We start from the raw sequence: 20,752 nt of genomic DNA, 5'->3' as shown, positions 1-20,752 counted from the left end.
CTGTGACGATCGACAGCGCGACCCAGCTGCGCGACCCCGGGACTGCGAGCGGACGGGTCCGTCTCGCCGCCGACGGCGTCACCCTGGCCTACGACGAGCACGTCGTCGTCCGGGACCTCGACCTGCAGCTCACCGAGGGGTCGTTCACCGCGATCGTCGGTCCGAACGGCTGCGGCAAGTCCACCCTGCTGCGCGCCCTGGGTCGGCTGATGCGGCCGAGCGGGGGCCAGGTGCTGCTCGACGGGCGGTCGATCGCCAGGACGCCCACGCGTGAGGTCGCCAGGGTGCTCGGCCTGCTGCCTCAGGCGCCCGTCGCGCCGGAGGGCCTGACCGTCGCCGACCTGGTGGCGCGCGGCCGGCACCCGCACCAGAGCTGGCTGCGCCAGTGGTCCCGGGACGACGAGGCCGTGGTCGCCGAGGCGCTGAGCTGGACCGACATGGTCCGACTGGCCGACCGGCCCGTCGACGAGCTCTCCGGCGGGCAGCGGCAGCGCGCGTGGATCTCGATGGCGCTGGCGCAGGGCACGGACCTGCTGCTGCTGGACGAGCCGACGACCTACCTGGACCTCTCGCACCAGATCGACGTCCTGGAGCTGGTGAGCCGGCTGCACGCCGAGCGCGGGTGCACCGTCGTCGTCGTGCTGCACGACCTCAATCTCGCCGCCCGCTACGCGCAGCGGCTGGTCGCCATGAAGGACGGCGCGCTCATGGCCTCCGGCCGGCCCGAGGAGGTGCTGACCGAGCAGCTCCTCGCCGACGTCTTCGACCTGGAGGCGCGGGTCCTGCCCGACCCGGTCGCCGGCACCCCGATGGTCGTCCCGGTCCGGCGGCTGCGCTGACCGTCCCGTCACGGACCCTCTTCCAAGTGGGACTTAGGGCAGGCTAACCTTCCTCGCGCCCGGGGATGGTCATGCATCCCCTCACCCGAGGGAGTTCCGTTGCACCGCACCTCTCGCCGCCTCCTCGGCGGTCTCCTGGCCCTGGGCGTGACCGTTGGCGCCGGCGCCTGCGGCTCCGACAGCGCCGGCACCGAGCCCGCCGCCTCGGGCGGCTGGTCGTTCACCGACGACCTGGGCACCACGGTCCAGCTGGACGAGGCGCCCACCCGCATCGCGGGGCTGAACGACCTCGCTGCCTCGCTCTGGAACTACGGCATCGAGCCGGTCGCGACCTTCGGGCAGACGTCCGCCGAGGACGACGTCGCCTTCGAGGGCAGGGACCTCTCCGACGTCGCGATCGTCGGCTCGGCGTACGGCGAGATCGACCTGGAGGCGCTCGCCGCCGCCGACCCCGACCTCATCGTGACCACCATCTACCCCGACGACTCCTCGGGCGAGATCCCGGCGGACAAGGCGGGGTACGGCTTCAACGACATGACCCAGCAGGAGCAGGTCGCCGAGATCGCGCCGATCGTCACCATCGCCTACCGCGGTTCGGCCGCCGACGTGATCGAGCGTGTCGTCGACCTGGCCGGCGCGCTCGGGGTCGACACCGAGGGCGGCGACGTGGCCGAGGCCCGCGCCGACTTCGAGGCGGCGTCCGAGAAGCTCACCGAGGCGGCCGCCGGCGGCGTCAGCGTGTTGCCGGTCTTCGCCACCGAGGCCGACGGCTGGTGGATGGCCAAGGCGGCCGACGACCCACAGCTGAAGCTCTACCAGGACCTCGGCGTGAACTTCGTCGACCCGGGCGGCGAGGACTACTTCTGGCACTCCGTGGGCTGGGAAGAGGTGCCGAACCACCCCAGCGACGTGCTGCTGTACTCGCTGCGGTTCAGCATGTCGCCCGAGGAGATCGCCGCTCAGCCGACTGCGGCGCTGCTGCCCGCGGTCCAGGCCGGCCAGCTCCACCCGTGGAAGTACATCGGCCCCGACTACGTCGCGCAGGCCGCCTACATGGCGGAGCTGGCCGGCTACCTGACCGAGGCGCAGCAGGTCACCGGCTGAACAAGGAGCGCGAACCCCCGCTCAGCTGGAGAGGGCAGCCGGGGTCTCGGGCAGCGGGGACGGCGCCGGTGCGGAGCGGGCGGTCTGCGCCAGCACGATTCCGGCCAGGACGACGACGCCGCCGGCGACCTGCCAGCCGCTGAGCACCTGCTCGACCCACAACCACGCGACGACGGAGGCGAAGACCGGCTCCACCGTCGCCACCAGTCCGGCCGCGGTGGGTGGCAGGTGCCGCAGGGCGGCGATGGACAGCCAGAACGGCACCACGGCGCCCAGGACGACGATCCACGCGACCAGCAGCCAGAGCGGCAGCTCGACCGAGGCGATGGAGACGGGGACCGGCTCGATGAGCACACCCGCGTCGAACGCCCACCAGGGTGCCGCGAGAGCCCAGAAGACCGCGGCGGCCACGAAACTCCAGCAGGTCAGCACCACCGGGTCGCGAGTGACGGTGCCCCGCTCTCCCATCAGGTAGTACGTGGCCAGGCAGATCGCCGCCAGCAGCGCCGCCGCCACCCCGACCGGGTCCAGCGAGCCGCCGTCCCGCCAGACCTCAGCGACGAGCACCAGGCCCGATAGCGAGAGCAGCAGGGCCAGCCACAGCCGGCTGCGCACCTTCTCGCGGCGCACGAGCCGGACGTAGAGCGCGATGAACACCGGCGCGGTCATCTCGAAGACCAGCGCGATCCCGACCGGCATCCGTCCGATCGCCACGTAGTAGAGGAACTGGGTCAGCGCCACCCCGACCACACCGAACACGGCGAGGAAGGGCACCTCCCGCCAGGTGACGCGCAGCCGCTGCGGCGCCGCGACGGCGAGGAACACCACCAGCGCCAGGGCCGCGCCCGTGCAGCGCAGCGCGGTCAGGTTCGTCGCAGGTATGCCGGCGTCGAGTGCGAGCGTGGAGACCGTGCCGTTCACGGCGAAGAACCCCGCCGCGGAGAGCGTCAGCAGGTAGCCGCGGGCGGGGTGGACGACGCGGGACACCCGTGCACCGTAGTCGCCGTCCGGGCCCGTGCCACCTACATCGCCGGCTGCCGGCGGGCGCGTCGGCCGCCTCGGCGCGGACCGGTCGACCACCTGGCCGGGACGGACAAGTGATCCAGAACGCATGTGGCCCGCTACCGTCCGGGCCCGGCGAGGACGACGGCCACTCCGAGGAGAGCCTGATGGGCGGAACGAAGCGACGGGCCCGCCTGGTGGTGGCGGCGGTCGGGGCGACAGCACTCGCCGCCTGCGGTGGGGACGACGGCGGTGGCGACGAGGGCGGTGACGCGGATGGGCCGCTGGTCGTGTGGACCCTGGAGAACCTGCCCGACCGCGTGGCGGCCCAGGAGCAGATCGCGGCCGCCTTCACCGAGGAGAGCGGGATAGCGGTCGACCTGGTCGCCATCGACGAGGACCAGTTCGACCAGCTGCTCACCTCGTCGGCGGCCGCGGACGAACTGCCCGACGTCGTCGGTGCGCTGTCGCTGTCCGGGGTGCAGGCGCTGGCGACCAACGAGTTGATCGACACCGACGTCGCCGCCGCCGTCGTGGAGGAGCTCGGTGCCGACACGTTCTCCGAGCAGGCGCTGGAGCTGACCCGGGACGGGGACACGCAACTGGCCGTCCCGAGCGATGGATGGGCGCAGCTCCTCGTGTACCGCAAGGACCTCTTCGATGCCGCCGGACTGGCGGCTCCCGAGACCTACGACATCCTCGCGGCGGCCGAGACGCTGGACAGCCCGGAGGTCGCGGGCTTCACCGGGGCCACCGTGCCGAACGACGCGTTCACGCAGCAGACCTTCGAGCACCTGGCGCTGGGCAACGCCCGCCAGCTGGTGGACGACGAGGGAGAGGTCGCCCTCGACAGCGACGAGTGCGTCGCCGCGTTCGAGTTCTACGACCAGCTGATCACCGACTACTCGCTGTCCGGCGCCCAGGACGTCGACACCACCCGCGCCGCCTACTTCGCGGGCCAGGCGGCCATGGTGGTGTGGTCGTCGTTCATCCTGGACGAGATGGCCGGCCTGCGGGCCGACGCGCTGCCGACGTGCCCGGAGTGCACGGACGACCCGGCCTACCTGGCCAGGAACAGCGGCGTGGTGACGGCGATCGCGGGGCCGGACAGCGACGAGGGAGCGCAGTTCGGCGAGATCGTCTCCTGGGTCGTGACCGTCGGGGCCCGGTCCGACGCCGCGACCCGATTCGTCACGTACATGATGGAAGACGGGTACGAGGAGTGGATCGACTTCTCACCCGAGGGCAAGGTGCCGACCCGGCAGGGCACGGCGGACGAGCCGACCCGGTTCATCGACGCCTGGTCGACCCTCCCGGCGGGCGTGGACACCAAGGCGCCGCTGGGCGACTTCTACCCGGCGGAGGTCCTGGAAGACCTGCGCACCAGCCCTGACACGATCTCCCCGTGGGGCATCCCCCAGGGGCAGGGCGCCCTGGTCGGCGCCTCCCTCGGTGAGCTCCCGGTGCCCCAGGCGATCGCGGCGATGACCGCCGACGAGATGGAGCCGGGCGAGGCGGCGCAGCAGGCGGCCGACGCCCTCCGCGAGATCGCCCAGTCCCTGGAATGACCGGGGGACCGGTGCCGGCCGGACGCCGGCGGGGCCCTGGCCCTGGCTCCGGCCCCCGGCTCTGGACATGGCCCTGGACAGGGCCCTGGACAGGGCCCTGGACAGAGCCGCGAGCCAGGACCCCGCGGCCGCGGCACCCTGCGGTGGCGAGAGGCGCGAGCCGGGCTGGCGCTGATCACACCGACGGTGGTCATCGTCCTGACGCTCGTCGTGCTGCCGATCGTGTGGACGGTGGCCCTCGATCTTCGCCGGCGAACGGCTGCTCACCGGTGGTCTGACCGCCGGGGCCGAGAAGGGGTGAGGAGACGGGCGGGGGACGCCGGGAGCCCGGTGCCCGGCGTCCCCCGAGCCGCCTACCGGGGCGGCGTGGTGGCGACGGAAGGCTTGTCCGGGCCGGGCTCCACGACCAGGACGAAGTCGTCACCGTGCCGGGTGATGCCCTCGACGACGGCCTGCTCGACCGCCTCGACCGCCGCGGTGCGACGCAGCACCAGGGGGTCGGTCCGGACGTCCTTGGCGAGGGACACCGCCAGCCCGACCATCACCAGGGCGAACGGGAGCGCGGCGATGATCGTCAGGTTCTGCAGACCCGTGAGGGCCTCGTCCCCGCCGACGAGCAGCATGATCGCCGCGACGGCGCCCATGACCAGGCCCCAGAAGACGACGGTACGGCGGCTGGGCGCCAGGGTCCCCCCCTCGGACAGCGAGCCCATGACGATCGAGGCGGCGTCCGCCCCCGAGACGAAGAAGATCGCCACGAGCACCATCACCAGCACCGTCGCCAGGGTGGCGAGGGGATATTCCGCGAGCAGCCCGAACAGCTGGCCCTCGGCGGTCGACTGACCGGCCACGTCGGCGCCGTCCCGCTGCGCGGCGATCCCGGCCCCGCCGAAGATCGCGAACCAGGCCAGGCTGACCAGGCTCGGGGCGAGCAGGACACCGGATACGAACTGGCGGATCGTGCGGCCGCGGCTGATGCGGGCGATGAAGACCCCGACGAACGGCGTCCAGCTGATCCACCAGGCCCAGTAGAAGACCGTCCACCCGCGCAGCCATTCGGCCATCGCGTCACCACCGCTGGCCTCGGTACGGGCGGCCATCTCGCCGAGGTCGGCGAAGTAGTTGCCGATCGCCCCGGGGATCAGGTTGAGGATGAGGACCGTCGGTCCGAGCACGAAGACGAACAGCGCGAGGACCACGGCCAGCACCATGTTGATGTTGGACAGCCACTGGATGCCGTTGGCGATGCCGGAGACGGCCGAAGCCACGAAGGCGCCGGTCAGGATGGCGATGATGCCGACCAGCAGCCCGTTGCCGACGTCACCCGCCCAGCCGAGGATCTCCATGCCGCTGCCGATCTGGAGCGCGCCCAGCCCCAGCGACGCCGCGGAGCCGAACAGGGTCGCGAAGATCGCGAGGACGTCGATCAGCTTGCCGGCGGGCCCCTCGGTGCGGCGGGTGCCGAACAGCGGCGCGAAAGCGGCGCTGATCAGCTGCGGCCGGCCACGGCGGAAGGTGCCGTAGGCGATGGCGAGCCCGACCACGGCGTAGATCGCCCACGGGTGCAGCGTCCAGTGGAAGAGCGTGGTGCTCATCGCGGTGGACAGCGCCTCGGGCGTCTCGGCTTCCACGGTGCGCGGCGGCGGGGAGACGTAGTGCGAGAGCGGCTCGCTGACGCCGAAGAACATCAGTCCGATGCCCATGCCGGCGCTGAACATCATCGCGATCCACGAGACCGTGCGGAACTCCGGCTCCTCGTCGTCCCGGCCCAGCGGGATGGTGCCGTAGCGGCTGGCCGCCAGCCAGATGACGAAGACGACGAAGGCCGAGGCCAGGAGCACGAAGAGCCAGCCGAGGTTCTCCTCCACCCACGCCAGGGCGGTGCCGCTGGTCGACCCGAGACCGGAGGGGGTCACGAAACCCCACACCAGGAAGGCGAGGGCGACCACGGCCGAGATGCCGAAGACGACCCGGTCGAGGGAGCCTGAGTGGTCGGCGATGGCGCGCGGCGGCGGAGCGACCGCGGGATGCGGGGCGGTGTCCGCCACGCCGCTCCCCGTGTCGTCGGCGGGCGCGCTGGTGGGTGTGCTCGTCACAGGCGTGTGCGGCGCCGTCATCGGCGCCTCTCCGTTCAGGGTCGACGGCAGCGCGGCGGCGACGGCCCAGGAGGACGGTGCCGGCCGCACGGCCAGGGTTGTTCACGCCCGGGCTCGGCGCACGTGACGCGTGACCCCGGCGGGAGGCCGCGAAACGCCCGAGCCCGAACGGGTGATGTCCCACGCGGGTGACGTGGGCCACGGGCGGGCCGCGGCGGTCACGCTCAGCGGGTTCACAGGTCGGTCAGGTTCCCTGGAACGGTACCCGCGTACGACCGGAGGGAGGCGGGCTCAGGTGCAGAGCCGACCACCATGGTCCGATCGCCGGCGGCGGACCCTGCTCGGGCTGGCCCTCGGCATCGTGGCGTGCGGCCTGGGAGCGGCCGCGCTGCCGGCCCAGTACGGCGTGACCTCCGGCCTGCTGGCCCTGCTGTGCGCCTTCCTGCTCGTCGCGGCCACCGTGATGTTCCTCGCGGTCCCCGGCCCGGGCACGCTCGGCACGCTCCTGCGGTCACTGCCGCTGGCCGGCGCCGCGCTCGTCGTCGCCGTCCTCCTGCTGCTGTCGGCGCCGGAGGACCTCCGGTGGCTCTGGTGGACGGCGACCGGCGCGTCCGCCGTGTGGACGGCCACCGCGGGCTGGCAGACCCGGCGCAGCGACGTCTGAGGGGGACGACAGACTGCGGGCATGGAACTGCCAGCCGCCCTCTACGAGCCGACGGACGACGGCTACCTGGCCACCGCGCTGACCATCGGCCCCTGGGATCCAGGCCTGCAGCACGCCGGTCCGCCGGCGGCGTTGCTGCTCCGGGAGGCCGAGCGCGCGAGCGGGATCGACGACGGGCAGACCGTGCGGATGGCCTTCGACATCTTCGCGCCGGTACCGGTCGGCCCGGTCCACCTGCGCAGCTCCGTCGTCCGCCCGGGACGGCGGATCGAGCTGCTCGAGGCGGTGCTGACGGCCGCGGACGAGCGTCCGCTGATGCGGCTGTCGGCCTGGCGGATGCGGACCCGGACCGACGGGCCGTCGCCGGAGATGGCGGCGGAGCACCCCGCCGCGGCCGGTCCGGAACAGAGCCGGCCGGAGGACGCCGCCTTCTTCAGCGAGGAGGTCGCCTACCACCGCGCGCTGGACTGGCGGTTCGCGACCGGCAGTTTCAACGCCCCCGGCCCGGCCTCGGCCTGGACCGCCCCCCGCTGCGCCCTGGTGGCCGGCGAGCCGATGACCCCACTGCAGCACCTGCTGGTCATGACCGATGCCGCGAGCGGGATCTCCGCGGAGCTGGACTGGGCGAAGGCCACGTTCGCCAACGTCGACCTGCTCGTCTCCCTCCACCGCCCGCCGCGCGGGGACTGGCTGGGCATGGACGCCGTCACCACCCTGGGTGGGACCGGCGCGGCCCAGTGCAGCGCGGTCCTCTTCGACGCCGACGGCGCGATCGGCCGGTCGGCGCAGTCCCTGTTCGTGGAGCCACGCTGACCCACCAGGGCGTTTGCTGCGGCCCTGTCGGACCGAGCAAGGTGGACCCGATGTCGGATCGATCGAGGGGAGCGGCATGGACGCGCTGACCGAGCTCCGGGACTGGCTCTCCGGGCGGGGCCTCGAGGTCGTGCTGATCATCCTCGGCTCCGTGCTGCTGGCGCGGTTCGTGTCGTGGGCCGGCGATCGGGTCACCACCCGGATCGACGCGCGCGCCACGGGCGGTGACGCCCTCGTCCGCTCCGAGGCGGCCAAGCACCGCCACTCGTTGACCCAGGTGCTCACCTGGGCCGCCGTCGTCCTCATCTACTCGATCGCGGTGTTCTTCGTCCTCGAGCGGCTCGGCGTGCCGGTGACCGGCCTCGTCGCGCCCGCGACGGTGCTGGGCGTCGGGCTCGGCTTCGGCGCGCAGCGGATCGTCGGCGACGTCCTGGCCGGCTTCTTCATCATCACCGAGCGGCAGTACGGCTTCGGCGACGTCGTCGCGATCAACGTGGTGGGCGCGCCGGACGCCGCGAACGGCACCGTCGAGGACGTGACGCTGCGCGTGACCCGGATGCGCTCCCCCAACGGGGAGGTCGTCACGATCCCGAACGGGCAGATCGTGAAGGTGGTCAACCTGTCCCGCGACTGGGCACGAGCGGTCGTCGACGTCCCCGTCCCGACCAGCGTGGACGTCAACCGGGTCAACGAGATCCTGCGCGAGGTGGGGCGCGAGGCCTTCCGCGACCCGGCCCTGCGGCCGTTGCTGCTCGACCCGCCCAGCCTCATGGGCGTGGAGAGCCTGGACCTGGAGCAGGTCAACGTCCGGATGGTGGCCCGCACGCTGCCCGGCAAGCAGTTCGACGTGGGCCGTGACCTGCGCGCCCGCGTCGTCCAGGCGTTCCGGCACCAGGGGATGAGCGTGGCCGCGGCGACGACGGCCGCCCTGTCCGTCGACGGCAACGCGCCGGGGGGAGAGCGATGAGCGACCCGCAGAAGGAGACCGCGGAGCAGCCGGTCGTCTCGCCGTCGGTCAGCACCGACCCCGGCCGCGGCCCCTGGCGGCTCTCCCGGATCCCGTCGCACGTGGGCCGCGCGCGCACCTCGACGCTCGTGCTCTCCGTGCTCTTCCTCGCGATCGGGGCGCTCTACCTCAACATCCGCCCCGAGGCCCCGGCGACGGCGACGACCCCCGCCGACACCGACACCGTGCAGCCGGTCCCCACCACGACGGAGCCGACCCCCACGCCGACCACGGCGCCGACGACCACGGCGCCGACGACCACGGCGCCCGAGACGGAGACCGAGGACACGCCGAGGACCACCGCCGAGCCGACGCCCACCGAGGAGCCCACGGAGACGACGACACCGGAGGAGAGCCCGGAGACGTCGCCGCCGACGTTCTCGTCGCCGTCGAGGCCGTCGAGCCCGGCCACCTCGCCCACCGGGGTCAGCCCGCCGGGCTGACCCTCGAGAACGACGTGACGACGGCGATCCCGGGCTGCCGGCCTACTTGGGCGAGGGCGGCCGGGGCGTCGTCGAGCGGCAGCTCCCGCGTCACCAGGCGGTGGGGGTCGAGCCGGCCGGCCGCGATCAGCCCCAGCAGCTCGGGATAGGCGTGGGCGGCCATGCCGTGGCTGCCCAGGACCTGCAGCTCCAGGGCGATGACCCGCTCCATCGGCACCTCGGCCCGGCCCTGCTCCGGCGGCAGCAGCCCCACCTGGACGTGCCGGCCCCGCGGACGCAGGCTGCGGACCGAGTTGGCGCAGGTGACCGGGGCGCCGAGGGCGTCGAGGGAGACGTGCGCGCCTCCGCCGGTCAGCTCGCCGACCGCGGCCGGCACGTCACCACCGCCGTCCACGGTGTGCTCGGCACCCAGCTCCCGGGCGAGGTCGAGCGCGCCGGGCGCGACGTCCACGGCGACGACGCGGGCGCCGGCAGCCGCCGCGATCTGGACGGCGGACAGGCCGACGCCGCCGCAGCCGTGCACCGCGACCCACTCCCCCGGCCGCACCCGGCCGACGTGCGCGACGGCCCGGAAGGCGGTGGCGTAGCGGCAGCCGAGGGCGGCGGCGGTGGCCAGGTCGAGGGCCTCCGGAACGGCGACCAGGTTGACGTCGGCCGCGTCGAGGGCGACGAACTCGGCCAGCGAGCCCCAGTGGGTGAAGCCGGGCTGGGTCTGGCGGGTGCACACCTGGTGCTCCCCCGCCGCGCACTGCGGGCAGCGGCCGCAGGCGTTGACGAACGGCACGGTCACCCGATCACCGGGGCGCCAGCGCCGGACGCCCTCGCCCACCGCGGCCACGGTCCCGGCCAGCTCGTGGCCCGGGACGTGCGGCAGGACGACGTCGGGGTCGTGCCCCTGCCAGGCGTGCCAGTCGCTGCGGCAGACGCCGCTCGCCGCGACCCGGACGACGACCCCGCCCGGCGCCGGCTCCGGCACGGGCACCTCCTGGACGGAGAGTGGGCCACCGAAGGAGCTGAAGACGAGCGCACGCACGGGCCCCAGCCTGCCCGGGCGCACCGCGGCGTCCGGCGCGACCCGCCCGGACGCGCATGCGGGCGACCGGTCCGGGTGGCCAGCGCGCCAGGAGGGCCCGGAGGGCGTCGTCCGTGCCACCGTCGACGTCGACCACCTTGGTGCGCGACGTCGCGCACCAAGGTGACCGCGGCAGGGCGGACGCCGAGGGCACGGGCGACCGCGGTCAGGGCGGCCGCCGTGGCCTTTCCGTCCCCCCGGACGGGCGGGTGTTTCACGTGGGACATCGGGCGTCCTAAGATCGCCACTGGCTCACGAGAGGCAGCGACAAGCACCTGGCTGGCTGCCCGGCAACCTCTACTCCGTCTGAGGTGCTCCAGGGGAAGAGCCGGCTGGGCGACGGCCGTCGCCCGGCAAGGACGGAGTTCCTGCGCGCCGCGGGCTCTCCGCGAGCGAAGAGGAGACGGCGCATGAGCGACCCACAGAGCTGGAGCTTCGAGACCCGGCAGATCCACGCCGGCACGAGCCCCGACCCCACGACCGGCGCCCGCGCGCTGCCGATCTACGCCACGACCGCCTACCAGTTCCGCGACAGCCAGCATGCCGCGGACCTGTTCGCCCTGGCCGAGCTGGGCAACATCTACACGCGGATCATGAACCCGACGCAGGACGCGCTCGAGCAGCGCGTGGCCTCCCTGGAGGGCGGCGTGGCGGCGCTGGCGGTGTCGAGCGGCCAGGCCGCCGAGACCCTCGCCATCCTCAACGTGGCCGAGGCCGGTGACCACGTCGTCGCCTCCGCCTCGCTCTACGGCGGCACCTACAACCTGCTGCACCACTCGCTGCCCAAGCTGGGCATCACCGTCTCCTTCGTCGAGGACCCCGACGACCCCGCCAACTGGCGATCGCTGGTGCGGGAGAACACCAAGGCGTTCTTCGCCGAGTCCATCGGCAACCCCAAGGGCGACATCCTCGACATCGAGACCGTCGCCGGCGTGGCGCACGAGAACGGCGTCCCGCTGATCGTGGACAACACGATCGCCACGCCGTTCCTGATCCGGCCCTTCGAGTTCGGCGCCGACATCGTCGTCCACTCGGCCACCAAGTACCTGGGCGGGCACGGGACGGTCATCGCCGGGCTGATCGTGGACTCCGGGAGGTTCGACTGGACCAGCGGCAGGTTCCCCGGCTTCACCACGCCGGACCCGACCTACCACGGTGTCGTCTACGCCGACCTCGGCGCGCCGGCGTACGCGCTGAAGGCCCGCGTGCAGCTGCTCCGCGACCTCGGGCCGGCGATCTCGCCGTTCAACGCGTTCCTCGTCGTGCAGGGGATCGAGACGCTGTCGCTGCGCATGGAGCGGCACGTCGCCAACGCCCAGCGGGTCGCCGAGTTCCTCGAGGCCCACGACGAGGTGGACCACGTCAACTACCCGGGGCTGGCGTCCTCGCGCTGGCACGCGGCGCAGCAGAAGTACGCCCCCAAGGGCGCCGGTGCGGTGCTGACCTTCGAGCTGCACGGTGGCCACGAAGCGGGCAAGCGCTTCGTCGAGGCCCTCGAGCTGCACAGCCACGTGGCCAACATCGGGGACGTGCGCAGCCTGGTGATCCACCCGGCCTCGACGACGCACTCGCAGCTGACGGCCGAGGAACAGCGCACCACCGGCGTCACGCCCGGTCTGGTGCGCCTGGCCGTCGGCCTGGAGGGCATCGAGGACATCCTCGCCGACCTCGAGGCCGGCTTCCGCGCCGCCAAGAGCGCCTGACATGGGCGGGTGGGCCGAGGGGGATCCGGTGGGTGACCGGGTCTTCCTCGACCTGCCCGCCTTCCGCCCCGAGCGCGGCGGGGTCCTGCCGTCGGTGCGGGTCGCGTACGAGACGTGGGGAACGCTCGCGCCGGACGCCTCGAACGCCGTCCTCGTCGAGCACGCGCTGACCGGGGACAGCCACGTGGCCGGGCCGGCCGGACCGGGGCATCCGACCCCCGGGTGGTGGGACGGGCTGGTCGGCCCGGGCGCGCCCCTGGACACCGACCGGTTCTTCGTCGTCTGCGCCAACGTGCTCGGCGGCTGCCAGGGGACGACGGGGCCGTCGTCCCTGACCCCGGACGGCGGGCGGTGGGGGTCACGGTTCCCGGAGATCACCGTCGGCGACCAGGTGCGGGTGGAGGCGGCGCTCGCCGACGCGCTCGGCATCTCGCGGTGGGCCTGCGTGGTCGGCGGCTCGATGGGCGGCATGCGGGCGCTGGAGTGGGCGGTGGCAGTGCCCGACCGCGTGGCGAGGCTGCTGTTCCTGGCCTCGGGCGCGGTGGCCACTGCCGACCAGATCGGCACCCAGACCACCCAGCAGGCCGCGATCCGTGCCGACCCGCGCTGGGCCGGCGGCGACTACGACCCGGCCGACCCGCCGGTGGCCGGCCTGGGCGTGGCGCGGCGGATCGCCCACCTGACCTACCGCAGCGCGCTCGAACTCGATGCGCGGTTCGGCACCCGCGTGCAGGACGACGGCCGGTTCGCCGTCGCCTCCTACCTGGACCACCACGCCGACAAGCTGGCGGGCCGGTTCGAGGCCGGCAGCTACGTGCTGCTGACCGAGGCGATGAACAGCTGGGACGTCGGCCGCGACCGGGGCGGGATCGAGGCGGCGCTGGCCCGGGTGACGGCGCGGTCGGTCGTCGCGGGTGTGGACGGCGACCGGCTGTACCCGATCACGCAGCAGCAGCAGGTCGCCGACGGGCTCGGCGTCCCGCTGCAGGTGATCTCCTCCCCCTTCGGGCACGACGGCTTCCTCATCGAGACCCGGGCCGTCGGCGCCCTGCTCCGCGACCTCCTCGCCTGACCTCCGTCGGTAGCGTCGGGCGCATGAGCTACGACGTGGCCGCGCTCCGCGCGCACTTCCCGGCGCTGCGGGCGGGCACCGCCCACTTCGACGGCCCGGGCGGCACCCAGGTACCCGACGTCGTCGCCGAGGCGGTCGCCCGGACGCTCACCTCCCCGATCGCCAACCGGGGCCGGGTCACCGCGGCGGAACGGCTCGCCGACGACGTCGTCCGCGACGCCCGGCACGCCCTCGCCGACCTCCTCGGCGCCGATCCGCGGGGGGTCGTCTTCGGCCGGAGCGCCACGCAGCTCACCTTCGACGTCTCCCGGGCGCTGGCCGCCGGGTGGGGGCCGGGCGACGAGGTCGTCGTCTCCCGCCTCGACCACGACGCCAACATCCGGCCCTGGGTGATCGCCGCCGAAGCAGCCGGCGCAACCGTGCGCTGGGCGGCATTCGACCCGGCGACCGGCGAGCTCACGCCCGATGACGTCGCCGAGGTGCTCACCGACCGGACCCGGCTCGTCGCCGTCACCGGTGCGTCGAACCTGATCGGCACCCGGCCGCCGGTGGCCGAGATCGCCGCGCGGGTGCACGCGGCCGGGGCGCTGCTCGCGGTTGACGGCGTCCACCTGACCGCCCACGCGCCGGTGGACGTCCGCGCGCTCGGCGCCGACTTCTTCACCTGCTCGCCGTACAAGTTCCTGGGCCCGCACTGCGGCGTGCTGGCCGCCGACCCGACGCTGCTGGAGTCGCTGGCGCCGGCGAAGCTGCTCCCGTCGTCGGACGACGTCCCGGAGCGGTTCGAGCTGGGCACCCTGCCCTACGAGCTCATGGCCGGGACGACGGCCGCCATCGACTTCCTGGCCGGCCTGGCGCCCACCGGTGGCACCCGGCGCGAGCGGCTGGTCGCCGCCATGACCGCCCTCGAGGAGTACGAAGACGGCCTCCGCGTGCACCTCGAGGCCGAGCTGGCGGCGCTGCCGGGCGTCCGGCTGTGGTCGACGGCCGCGCACCGCACCCCGACCCTGCTGCTCACGTTCGACGGGCGGAACGCGGCCGACGCCCACCGGTTCCTCGCCGAGCGCGGCGTCAACGCACCGGCCGGATCGTTCTACGCCGTCGAGGCCAGCCGCTGGCTCGGTCTCGGGGACACCGGCGGCCTGCGCGTCGGGCTCGCGCCCTACAGCGACCGGGACGACGTCGAGCGCCTGCTCACCGGCCTGCGGGAGTGGCTGGCGCAAGCGGCCGACCGGCAGGGCCCGTCGCCGGCCCCGTCCGGAGGCTCGTCCCGAGCGGGCGAGGGATGAGGAGGACGGGGGCCCTTTCCCGGTGGGGGGTAGGCGGGGTCCTTGATCAGGACATGTCGTCGCCCGGCACCTGTCCCGCCGGGGGAAGGGGACGGCGCACGACCGGCCGCACCTTGCGGGCCGACGGCAGCCTCTCGGTGTAGCTGGCCGCGTTCCCGCGGATGTGCAGCAGGTCGTCGTCGGTGGCCTCGCGGACGACCTTGGCCGGGACCCCCGCGATGACCGAGCGCGCGGGGAACTGCTTGCCCTGGGTGACGACGGCGCCGGCGGCCACGATCGACCCGGTACCGATGTGTGCGCCGTTCATGACGACGCTCCCCATGCCGACCAGGACCTCGTCCTCGATCCGGGCGCCGTGCAGGACGACGCGGTGGCCGACGGTGACGCCCCGGCCCAGCACCAGGGGGAAGCCCGGGTCGGAGTGCAGGGTGCAGCCGTCCTGGACGTTGGAGCCCTCACCGATCTCGATGGTCTCGCCGTCGGCGCGGGCGACGGCCCCGTACCAGAGGCTCGAACGGGGTCCCATCGTCACGGCGCCCACGACGACCGCGGTCGGCGCCACGAAGGCGTCGTCGTCGATCTTCGGGGCCCCGAAGGGCAGTTCCGCGATGTAGTTGTCGGCCACGCCGAGCGCTCCTTCGACAAGGGCCACGAGCCGGTCCCGTGGTTCGGGTCCTGCTTACCGCACCGAGCGGGATCCGGGCTCAGATGAGGCCGTGCGCGTGCACGGCCTCGGCCACCTCCAGGAAGCCGGCCACGTTGGCACCGAGCACCAGGTCGCCGGGCGCCCCGTACTCCTCGGCGGTCTCGTGGCACCGGGTGTGGATGCTGCGCATGATCTCGTTCAGCCGGGCCTCGCTGTGCTCGAACGTCCAGCGGTCGCGCGAGGCGTTCTGCTGCATCTCCAGCGCGGAGGTCGCCACTCCGCCGGCGTTGGCAGCCTTTCCCGGCGCGAAGGCGACCCCCGCCTCCTTGAGCACGCGCACGGCCTCGGGCGTCGTCGGCATGTTCGCGCCCTCGACGACGTACCGGCAGCCGTTGCGCGCCAGGACCGCCGCGGCCTTGTCGTCCAGCTCGTTCTGGGTGGCGCTGGGCATGGCGACGTCGCACGGGACGTCCCAGATGCTCCCGCCGGGCACGAAGGAGGCCGTTCCGACCCGGTCGGCGTAGTCGCTCACCCGGCCCCGCTCGCCTTCCTTGACCCGCTTGAGCACCTCGAGGTCGATGCCCTTCTCGTCGACGACGTACCCGCTGGAGTCCGAGCAGGCCACGACGGTGCCACCGAGCTGGTGCACCTTCTCGATGCCGTAGACCGCGACGTTGCCCGAGCCGCTGATGACGACCCGCTTGCCCGCGTAGGAGTCGCCGCGGGCTTCCATCATCGCCTCGGCGAAGAACGCGGCGCCGTAGCCGGTGGCCTCGGTCCGCACCAGCGCGCCGCCCCAGCCCAGCCCCTTGCCGGTCAGGACGCCGGACTCGTACCGGTTGGTGATCCGCTTGTACTGACCGAACAGGTAGCCGATCTCGCGGGCGCCCACACCGATGTCACCGGCCGGGACGTCGGTGTACTCGCCGATGTGCCGGTACAGCTCGGTCATGAACGACTGGCAGAAGCGCATCACCTCGGCATTGGACCGGCCCTTGGGGTCGAAGTCGGAGCCACCCTTCCCGCCGCCGATCGGCATCCCGGTGAGCGCGTTCTTGAAGACCTGCTCGAAGCCGAGGAACTTGACGATGCCCAGGTTCACCGACGGGTGGAAGCGGAGGCCACCCTTGTAGGGCCCGAGGGCAGAGTTGAACTCGACCCGGAACCCACGGTTGATCTGCACCTCGCCGGAGTCGTCCTGCCACGGGACGCGGAAGATGATCTGGCGCTCGGGTTCGCAGATCCGTTCGATGGTCTTCATCTCGGCGTACTCGCTGTGCCGCCCCAGGACGACGGCGAGGGACTCGAGCACCTCGCGGACGGCCTGGTGGAACTCCGTCTCACCGGGGTTGCGCCGCAGCACCTCCGCGTAGATCTCGTGCACCTTTGCAGGGACGTCCACGTGCACCCGGTCCTCCACTACTGCCGATCGTTGCTGGGAGGCCAACGTACGCGTGCGGAGAATCCGCTCAGGGAACGACCTCCGCCAGAGCCCCGGGGATCTCCCCCGGCAGCTCCCGGGCGAGGAAGCCCAGCCGGCCCACCGACGACGCCAGCCGCTCGCCGGCGCGGCCGTGCAGATAGGCCGCCCAGACCGCCGCCTGGGCGGGATCCGCGCCGCGGGCGAGCAGCCCGCCGGTGATGCCGGCGCGCACGTCGCCGGAGCCCGAGACACCCAGGCCGGCGTTGCCGCTCTCGTCCTGCCAGATCCGCTCGTCCGGCGTGGCGATCCAGGACGTCGCGCCGCCGAGGCCGACCACGGCCTTCGCCCGCCCGGCGAGGTCGGCCGCGGCGCCGGCGGGGTCGTCCTCGATCACGCCGTCGTCCTCGTGCAGGGCGTAGGCGATCTCGGTCGGGTTGGGTGTGAGCACCACCCGGCCGGTCAGATGGTGCAGGCAGGCGGGGTCCGCGGTGACGCAGGCGAGGCCCAGCGCGTCCAGCGCGAGTGGAGCCGCCAGGTGCGGTAGCAGCCGCTGCTCGAACGCCTGCGTCTCCTCCTTGTCCGCCATCCCCGGTCCGATCAGGACCGCGTCGGCGGACTCGGCGAGGTCCCGGATGACATCGGCGGCGCCGGCGCTGATGGCTCCGCCGTCGGTCTCCGGCAGGCCGCGGACCAGCGCCTCGGGCAGGGCCGCGGCCGCGAACGGTGCCAGCGACGCGACCGTCGCGACCTGGAGCTTGCCGGCGCCGGCGCGCATGGCCGCCTCTGCGGCCAGGAGCACCGCGCCGAGCGTCTCGGTGCTGCCGCCGATCACCAGGATGGAGCCGCGGGCGTTCTTGCCGCCGGTGGGCTCGGGGAGCGGCCAGTTCCGCAGCACCTCCGGCGTGACGAGCGTCGGATCAGGCCTGCTGGGCGACATCGGGCTCCTCTGTGACGTCCTCGTCCTCGTCGACCAGATGGTCGACGGCGTTGAACTCCGCCAGCACCAGGTCGCCGGCGGCGTTCATCTCGTAGCGGGTCAGGGAGGCGTTGGCGACCTGCTCGGTGCGGTCGACCGTGAGCAGCTCCTGCTCGGTCAGCTCCTCCAGGACGTACCGGAAGACCATGATCACGGCCTGGTGGGCGACGACCAGCAGCCGTTCGCAGTCGTGCCGCAGCGCCTCGGTCGCCAGCAGGCTGCGGAGCCGCAGGGCGACGTCGGCCCAGCTCTCCCCGCCGGGCGGTCGGTAGTAGAACTTGCCCAGGAGGTCCCGGCGCTGTGCCTCGTCGGGAAACTGCTCCCGGATGCCGGCTCGGGTCATGCCGTCGAAGGCGCCGAAGTCCCGCTCGCGGAGCCGTTCGTCGGTGCGCACCCGGACGCCCAGCCCGGCAGTGGCCAGCTGGGCCGTCGTCAGCGCCCGCGCGAACGGCGAGCTGAGCACCGCCGTCGGCCGCTCGTCCTCCGGCAGGCCGGCGAGGTGGCGGCCCAGTGCCTCCGCCTGCGCCCGGCCGGTGCCGGACAGCGGGACGTCGGGGTCGCGCACGTCCAGCTCCAGCCGGCCCGCACCGGACTGCTGGGCGTGCGCGTCGGCCACGTTGCCCACGCTCTCGCCGTGCCGCACCAGCCACACCACCGACGGGCCCCGTCCCCGGTCGCTCACGAGTCCTCCTCGCTGGCGCTCGTCGGCCGCGTTCGCGAGGGCTGCTGTGCCCATGGTGAGCTCGCCAGCTCGCTCACTCCCCACCCCCGCCGTCCGGCGTCCCGGCCGCTGACCGCGGCCACCCGGACGCCGGTAGCCGCGCGGGAGGACGTCGAAACCGTCGGCCCCCGGAGCAGGATGGCGGCGTGACGCTCCCCACCGACCTGCCGGTCCTCGCGTTCGCCGACCAGGCCGCGCTCGAGACGTGGCTGGAGGCCGAGCACCTGACCGCACCGGGGCTCTACGTGAAGCTCGCGAAGAAGGGCTCGGGCGTCCCGTCGATCAACTGGGAGCAGATGGTCGAGGTCCTGCTCTGCTTCGGCTGGATCGACGGCCGGGCCAACCGGCTCGACGACCGGTTCTATCTGCAGCGGATCACACCACGGCGTCCCCGCAGCGTCTGGTCGCAGAAGAACGTCGCGACGGTGGAGCGGCTGATCGCCGAAGGCCGGATGCGTCCGGCCGGCCTGGCCGCGGTCGAGGCAGCGAGAGCCGACGGGCGGTGGGAGCGCGCCTACGCCGGCCCGGCCACCATCACGGTCCCCGACGACCTGACCGCGGCCCTGCGAGCCGAGCCCGCGGCCCGCGCGGCGTTCGACGCGCTGGACGGCACCAATCGCTACGCCGCCCTGTGGCGGGTGCACACCGCCGGCACCCCGGCGACGCGGGCGAAACGGATCGCGGCCCTCGTGCAGATGCTCGCCGAGGACCGACGGCTGCACTGATCACCCGTCGTACGTGCTCGGCCGTTCGCGCCAGAACGAGGCGTCCTGCCACCGCCACCACATCATCAGGACGGCGCCCACGACCATCACCCCGACGCCGATCACCAGCGGCGGCCCGACACCCATCCAGGCCTGCCCGGTGTAGGAGTTCTCCGCGTCCGCCAGGTCGCGGACCGAGAGCACCAGCAGCCAGGCGAGCATGGCCGCGCCCACGAGCGGCCCGACGCCGAGCAGCAGGAGGTTCCGCACGCTGCGCCGGAGCCGGCGGCGGAAGTACACCGCGCAGGCGAGACCGGTCAGCGCGTAGTACAGCGCGATGAGCAGCGACAGTCCGGTGATCGAGTCGTAGAGCGCGTTCTCGCTGATCGACCCGACGACCACGTACCAGGCGACGCCGATCGCCGCGACCCACCACGTGGAGACGTCGGGGGTGCGGTGCGCAGGCGCGATGGAGGCGAACCGTCGCGGCAGCGCCCCCCTCCGGGCCATCGACAGGCCGGTGCGCGAGGCCGGGATGATCGTCGTCTGGGTGGAGGCGATGGCCGAGGTGGCCACCGCCAGCAGCACGACCCAGTCCCAGCCGCCCAGCGCCTCCGACGACAGCAGCGCGAACACCGCCTCTTCCTCGTCGGCGTTGGCGCCAAGCCACTCCGTTCCGGCGAAGGAGACGACTGCAGTGGCCACGGCGAGGTAGGTGAGCAGCAGGACGACGGTCGAGAGCACCGCCGCCTTCCCGGGCGCGGTGCGCGAGTCGGTCGTCTCCTCGGTGAGGTTGACCGCGGACTCCCAGCCCCAGTAGGCGAAGACCCCCAGCAGCAGTCCGCTGGTCAGCGCCGCGCCACCGGCCCCGAAGGGGTCCAGCCAGCTCCACGACGGCGTCAGCGCGCCGAAGGGGCTGTCCCCGCGGATGCCCCGGGTGACGGCGACGACGGCGAAGACGCCCAGTGCCACGGTCTGGGCCACGATCAGGCCGTTCTGCAGCCGGGCCGAGAGTTCGGTGCCCCGCACGCAGATCCACGCCATCAGCACGATGAGCGCGACGGTCAGCCCCATGACCACGGGGGTCGATTCCGTCCAGCCGTCGAGCCCGACGGCCAGCAGGGTGAACCGGACACCGACCTCGGCCAGGGACCCCAGCACCAGGACGCCGGTCATCGTGATCGCCCAGCCGCCGATCCAGCCGGCCGACGGGCCCATCGCCCGGGTGACCCAGGAGAACGTCGTCCCGCAGTCGGGGTCGGCGCGGTTGAGGGCGGCGAACGCGCCGGCGATGAGCAGCATGGGCACGAACGACGCCAGCAGCACCCCGGGCGCGTGGACGCCGACCAGCGCGACGACCGGCCCGAGGACGGCGGCCAGCGAGTAGGCCGGCGACGTCGAGGCCAGGCCGATCACGAGACCGTCGACGAAGCCGACCGCGTCGGGCCGGAGCGTCGGCTCCGGAGAGGAGACGGATCGGACGGTCACGTCCGGATCGTGCCAGGCGGGACGGCGGTCAGACGGTATGACTCGACCGCTCCCGTGAGGAGGGGTTGCGGGTCGGGGCCCCACTCACACAGGTTCGTGGGTTGCCAGGTAGGAGCCCCTGCC

Annotated in this window: 19 protein-coding genes and 1 riboswitch; of the genes, 11 read left to right on the top strand and 8 right to left on the bottom strand. The window is 73.4% G+C overall.

Going from position 1 to position 20,752, the window contains the following annotated elements:
* Positions 1-2: 2 nt before the first annotated feature.
* Complete coding sequence (locus CHB94_RS22070) at positions 3-839, top strand: ABC transporter ATP-binding protein (protein ID WP_089338723.1); 837 nt, start codon at positions 3-5, stop codon at positions 837-839.
* A gap of 99 nt (positions 840-938) precedes the next feature.
* Entirely contained in the window at positions 939-1,943 is a 1,005-nt protein-coding gene (locus tag CHB94_RS22065) for an ABC transporter substrate-binding protein (RefSeq protein ID WP_089338709.1), read from the top strand.
* A gap of 21 nt (positions 1,944-1,964) precedes the next feature.
* On the opposite strand, the gene CHB94_RS22060 is transcribed toward CHB94_RS22065, so the two are convergent.
* On the bottom strand, positions 1,965-2,930 hold the full coding sequence (locus CHB94_RS22060; protein WP_254920849.1) for an EamA family transporter: 966 nt from the start codon (positions 2,928-2,930) through the stop codon (positions 1,965-1,967).
* A 182-nt stretch (positions 2,931-3,112) separates the two neighbouring features.
* On the opposite strand from CHB94_RS22060, the gene CHB94_RS22055 reads away from it, so the two are divergent.
* Positions 3,113-4,513: an ABC transporter substrate-binding protein gene (locus tag CHB94_RS22055; protein ID WP_089338707.1), complete on the top strand. Its 1,401-nt coding sequence runs from the start codon at positions 3,113-3,115 to the stop codon at positions 4,511-4,513.
* A gap of 353 nt (positions 4,514-4,866) precedes the next feature.
* Here the strand turns inward: CHB94_RS22055 and CHB94_RS22050 are convergent, their stop codons facing one another.
* Complete coding sequence (locus CHB94_RS22050) at positions 4,867-6,561, bottom strand: BCCT family transporter (protein WP_254920848.1); 1,695 nt, start codon at positions 6,559-6,561, stop codon at positions 4,867-4,869.
* Between the two features lie 343 nt (positions 6,562-6,904).
* On the opposite strand from CHB94_RS22050, the gene CHB94_RS22045 reads away from it, so the two are divergent.
* The 4 genes from CHB94_RS22045 (at position 6,905) to CHB94_RS22030 (ending at position 9,535) form a co-directional block, all read left to right on the top strand.
* Positions 6,905-7,273, top strand: coding sequence for a hypothetical protein (locus tag CHB94_RS22045; protein WP_089338706.1), 369 nt, complete (start codon positions 6,905-6,907; stop codon positions 7,271-7,273).
* 21 nt (positions 7,274-7,294) lie between these two features.
* Complete coding sequence (locus CHB94_RS22040; RefSeq protein WP_089338705.1) at positions 7,295-8,086, top strand: thioesterase family protein; 792 nt, start codon at positions 7,295-7,297, stop codon at positions 8,084-8,086.
* Between the two features lie 76 nt (positions 8,087-8,162).
* A complete protein-coding gene (locus CHB94_RS22035) occupies positions 8,163-9,053 on the top strand; it encodes a mechanosensitive ion channel family protein (RefSeq protein ID WP_089338704.1) in 891 nt (296 codons plus the stop codon).
* Positions 9,050-9,535, top strand: coding sequence for an Rv3103c transmembrane domain-containing protein (locus tag CHB94_RS22030; RefSeq protein WP_089338703.1), 486 nt, complete (start codon positions 9,050-9,052; stop codon positions 9,533-9,535). The genes CHB94_RS22035 and CHB94_RS22030 overlap by 4 nt, the downstream gene beginning before the upstream one ends.
* Here the strand turns inward: CHB94_RS22030 and CHB94_RS22025 are convergent.
* Positions 9,519-10,568: a zinc-dependent alcohol dehydrogenase family protein gene (locus CHB94_RS22025; protein ID WP_089338702.1), complete on the bottom strand. Its 1,050-nt coding sequence runs from the start codon at positions 10,566-10,568 to the stop codon at positions 9,519-9,521. The two genes, CHB94_RS22030 and CHB94_RS22025, sit on opposite strands and share 17 nt — an antisense overlap.
* Before the next feature lie 289 nt (positions 10,569-10,857).
* A riboswitch (SAM riboswitch) is annotated at positions 10,858-10,973 on the top strand.
* Between the two features lie 44 nt (positions 10,974-11,017).
* On the opposite strand from CHB94_RS22025, the gene CHB94_RS22020 reads away from it, so the two are divergent.
* From CHB94_RS22020 to CHB94_RS22010, 3 genes are read left to right on the top strand one after another with little or no spacing between them, the layout of a single operon-like run.
* The gene (locus tag CHB94_RS22020; RefSeq protein WP_089338701.1) at positions 11,018-12,310 is read left to right on the top strand and encodes a bifunctional o-acetylhomoserine/o-acetylserine sulfhydrylase; all 1,293 of its coding nucleotides are present in this window, start codon (positions 11,018-11,020) and stop codon (positions 12,308-12,310) included.
* Between the two features lie 28 nt (positions 12,311-12,338).
* Positions 12,339-13,382, top strand: a complete 1,044-nt coding sequence (gene metX / locus CHB94_RS22015; RefSeq protein ID WP_254920847.1) for a homoserine O-acetyltransferase MetX — start codon at positions 12,339-12,341, stop codon at positions 13,380-13,382.
* 23 nt (positions 13,383-13,405) lie between these two features.
* A complete protein-coding gene (locus CHB94_RS22010) occupies positions 13,406-14,671 on the top strand; it encodes a cysteine desulfurase-like protein (RefSeq protein WP_089338699.1) in 1,266 nt (421 codons plus the stop codon).
* Between the two features lie 46 nt (positions 14,672-14,717).
* Here the strand turns inward: CHB94_RS22010 and CHB94_RS22005 are convergent, their stop codons facing one another.
* The 4 genes from CHB94_RS22005 to CHB94_RS21990 form a co-directional block, all read right to left on the bottom strand.
* Entirely contained in the window at positions 14,718-15,296 is a 579-nt protein-coding gene (locus CHB94_RS22005; RefSeq protein WP_089338698.1) for a gamma carbonic anhydrase family protein, read from the bottom strand.
* 79 nt (positions 15,297-15,375) lie between these two features.
* Positions 15,376-16,719: an NADP-specific glutamate dehydrogenase gene (gene gdhA / locus CHB94_RS22000; RefSeq protein ID WP_089338721.1), complete on the bottom strand. Its 1,344-nt coding sequence runs from the start codon at positions 16,717-16,719 to the stop codon at positions 15,376-15,378.
* A gap of 67 nt (positions 16,720-16,786) precedes the next feature.
* Positions 16,787-17,677, bottom strand: a complete 891-nt coding sequence (locus CHB94_RS21995) for an NAD(P)H-hydrate dehydratase (RefSeq protein WP_089338697.1) — start codon at positions 17,675-17,677, stop codon at positions 16,787-16,789.
* Positions 17,658-18,398, bottom strand: a complete 741-nt coding sequence (locus CHB94_RS21990; protein WP_254920846.1) for a histidine phosphatase family protein — start codon at positions 18,396-18,398, stop codon at positions 17,658-17,660. Before CHB94_RS21990 ends, CHB94_RS21995 begins: the two co-directional genes overlap by 20 nt.
* 185 nt (positions 18,399-18,583) lie before the next feature.
* On the opposite strand from CHB94_RS21990, the gene CHB94_RS21985 reads away from it, so the two are divergent.
* Complete coding sequence (locus CHB94_RS21985; protein WP_089338695.1) at positions 18,584-19,162, top strand: YdeI/OmpD-associated family protein; 579 nt, start codon at positions 18,584-18,586, stop codon at positions 19,160-19,162.
* Here CHB94_RS21985 and CHB94_RS21980 read toward each other — a convergent pair whose 3' ends face one another.
* Positions 19,163-20,629 (bottom strand): APC family permease, encoded by a 1,467-nt coding sequence (locus CHB94_RS21980; RefSeq protein WP_089338694.1) that lies wholly within the window; start codon positions 20,627-20,629, stop codon positions 19,163-19,165.
* Between the last annotated feature and the right edge of the window lie 123 nt (positions 20,630-20,752).

Origin of the sequence: Blastococcus mobilis (assembly GCF_900188025.1) — a bacterium.
Taxonomy (GTDB): domain Bacteria; phylum Actinomycetota; class Actinomycetes; order Mycobacteriales; family Geodermatophilaceae; genus Blastococcus_B; species Blastococcus_B mobilis.
The sequence above is the reverse complement of the archived record's forward strand: the minus strand, read 5'-3'. Positions and strand labels throughout refer to the sequence as shown.

Bases quoted from the DNA above. Each gene is read 5' to 3' on its own strand.
- CHB94_RS22030 (WP_089338703.1), top strand. From the start codon at position 9,050: ATGAGCGACCCGCAGAAGGAGACCGCGGAGCAGCCGGTCGTCTCGCCG.
- CHB94_RS22035 (WP_089338704.1), top strand. From the start codon at position 8,163: ATGGACGCGCTGACCGAGCTCCGGGACTGGCTCTCCGGGCGGGGCCTC.
- CHB94_RS21995 (WP_089338697.1), bottom strand. From the start codon at position 17,677: ATGTCGCCCAGCAGGCCTGATCCGACGCTCGTCACGCCGGAGGTGCTG.
- CHB94_RS22010 (WP_089338699.1), top strand. From the start codon at position 13,406: ATGAGCTACGACGTGGCCGCGCTCCGCGCGCACTTCCCGGCGCTGCGG.
- CHB94_RS22040 (WP_089338705.1), top strand. From the start codon at position 7,295: ATGGAACTGCCAGCCGCCCTCTACGAGCCGACGGACGACGGCTACCTG.
- CHB94_RS22020 (WP_089338701.1), top strand. From the start codon at position 11,018: ATGAGCGACCCACAGAGCTGGAGCTTCGAGACCCGGCAGATCCACGCC.
- CHB94_RS22055 (WP_089338707.1), top strand. From the start codon at position 3,113: ATGGGCGGAACGAAGCGACGGGCCCGCCTGGTGGTGGCGGCGGTCGGG.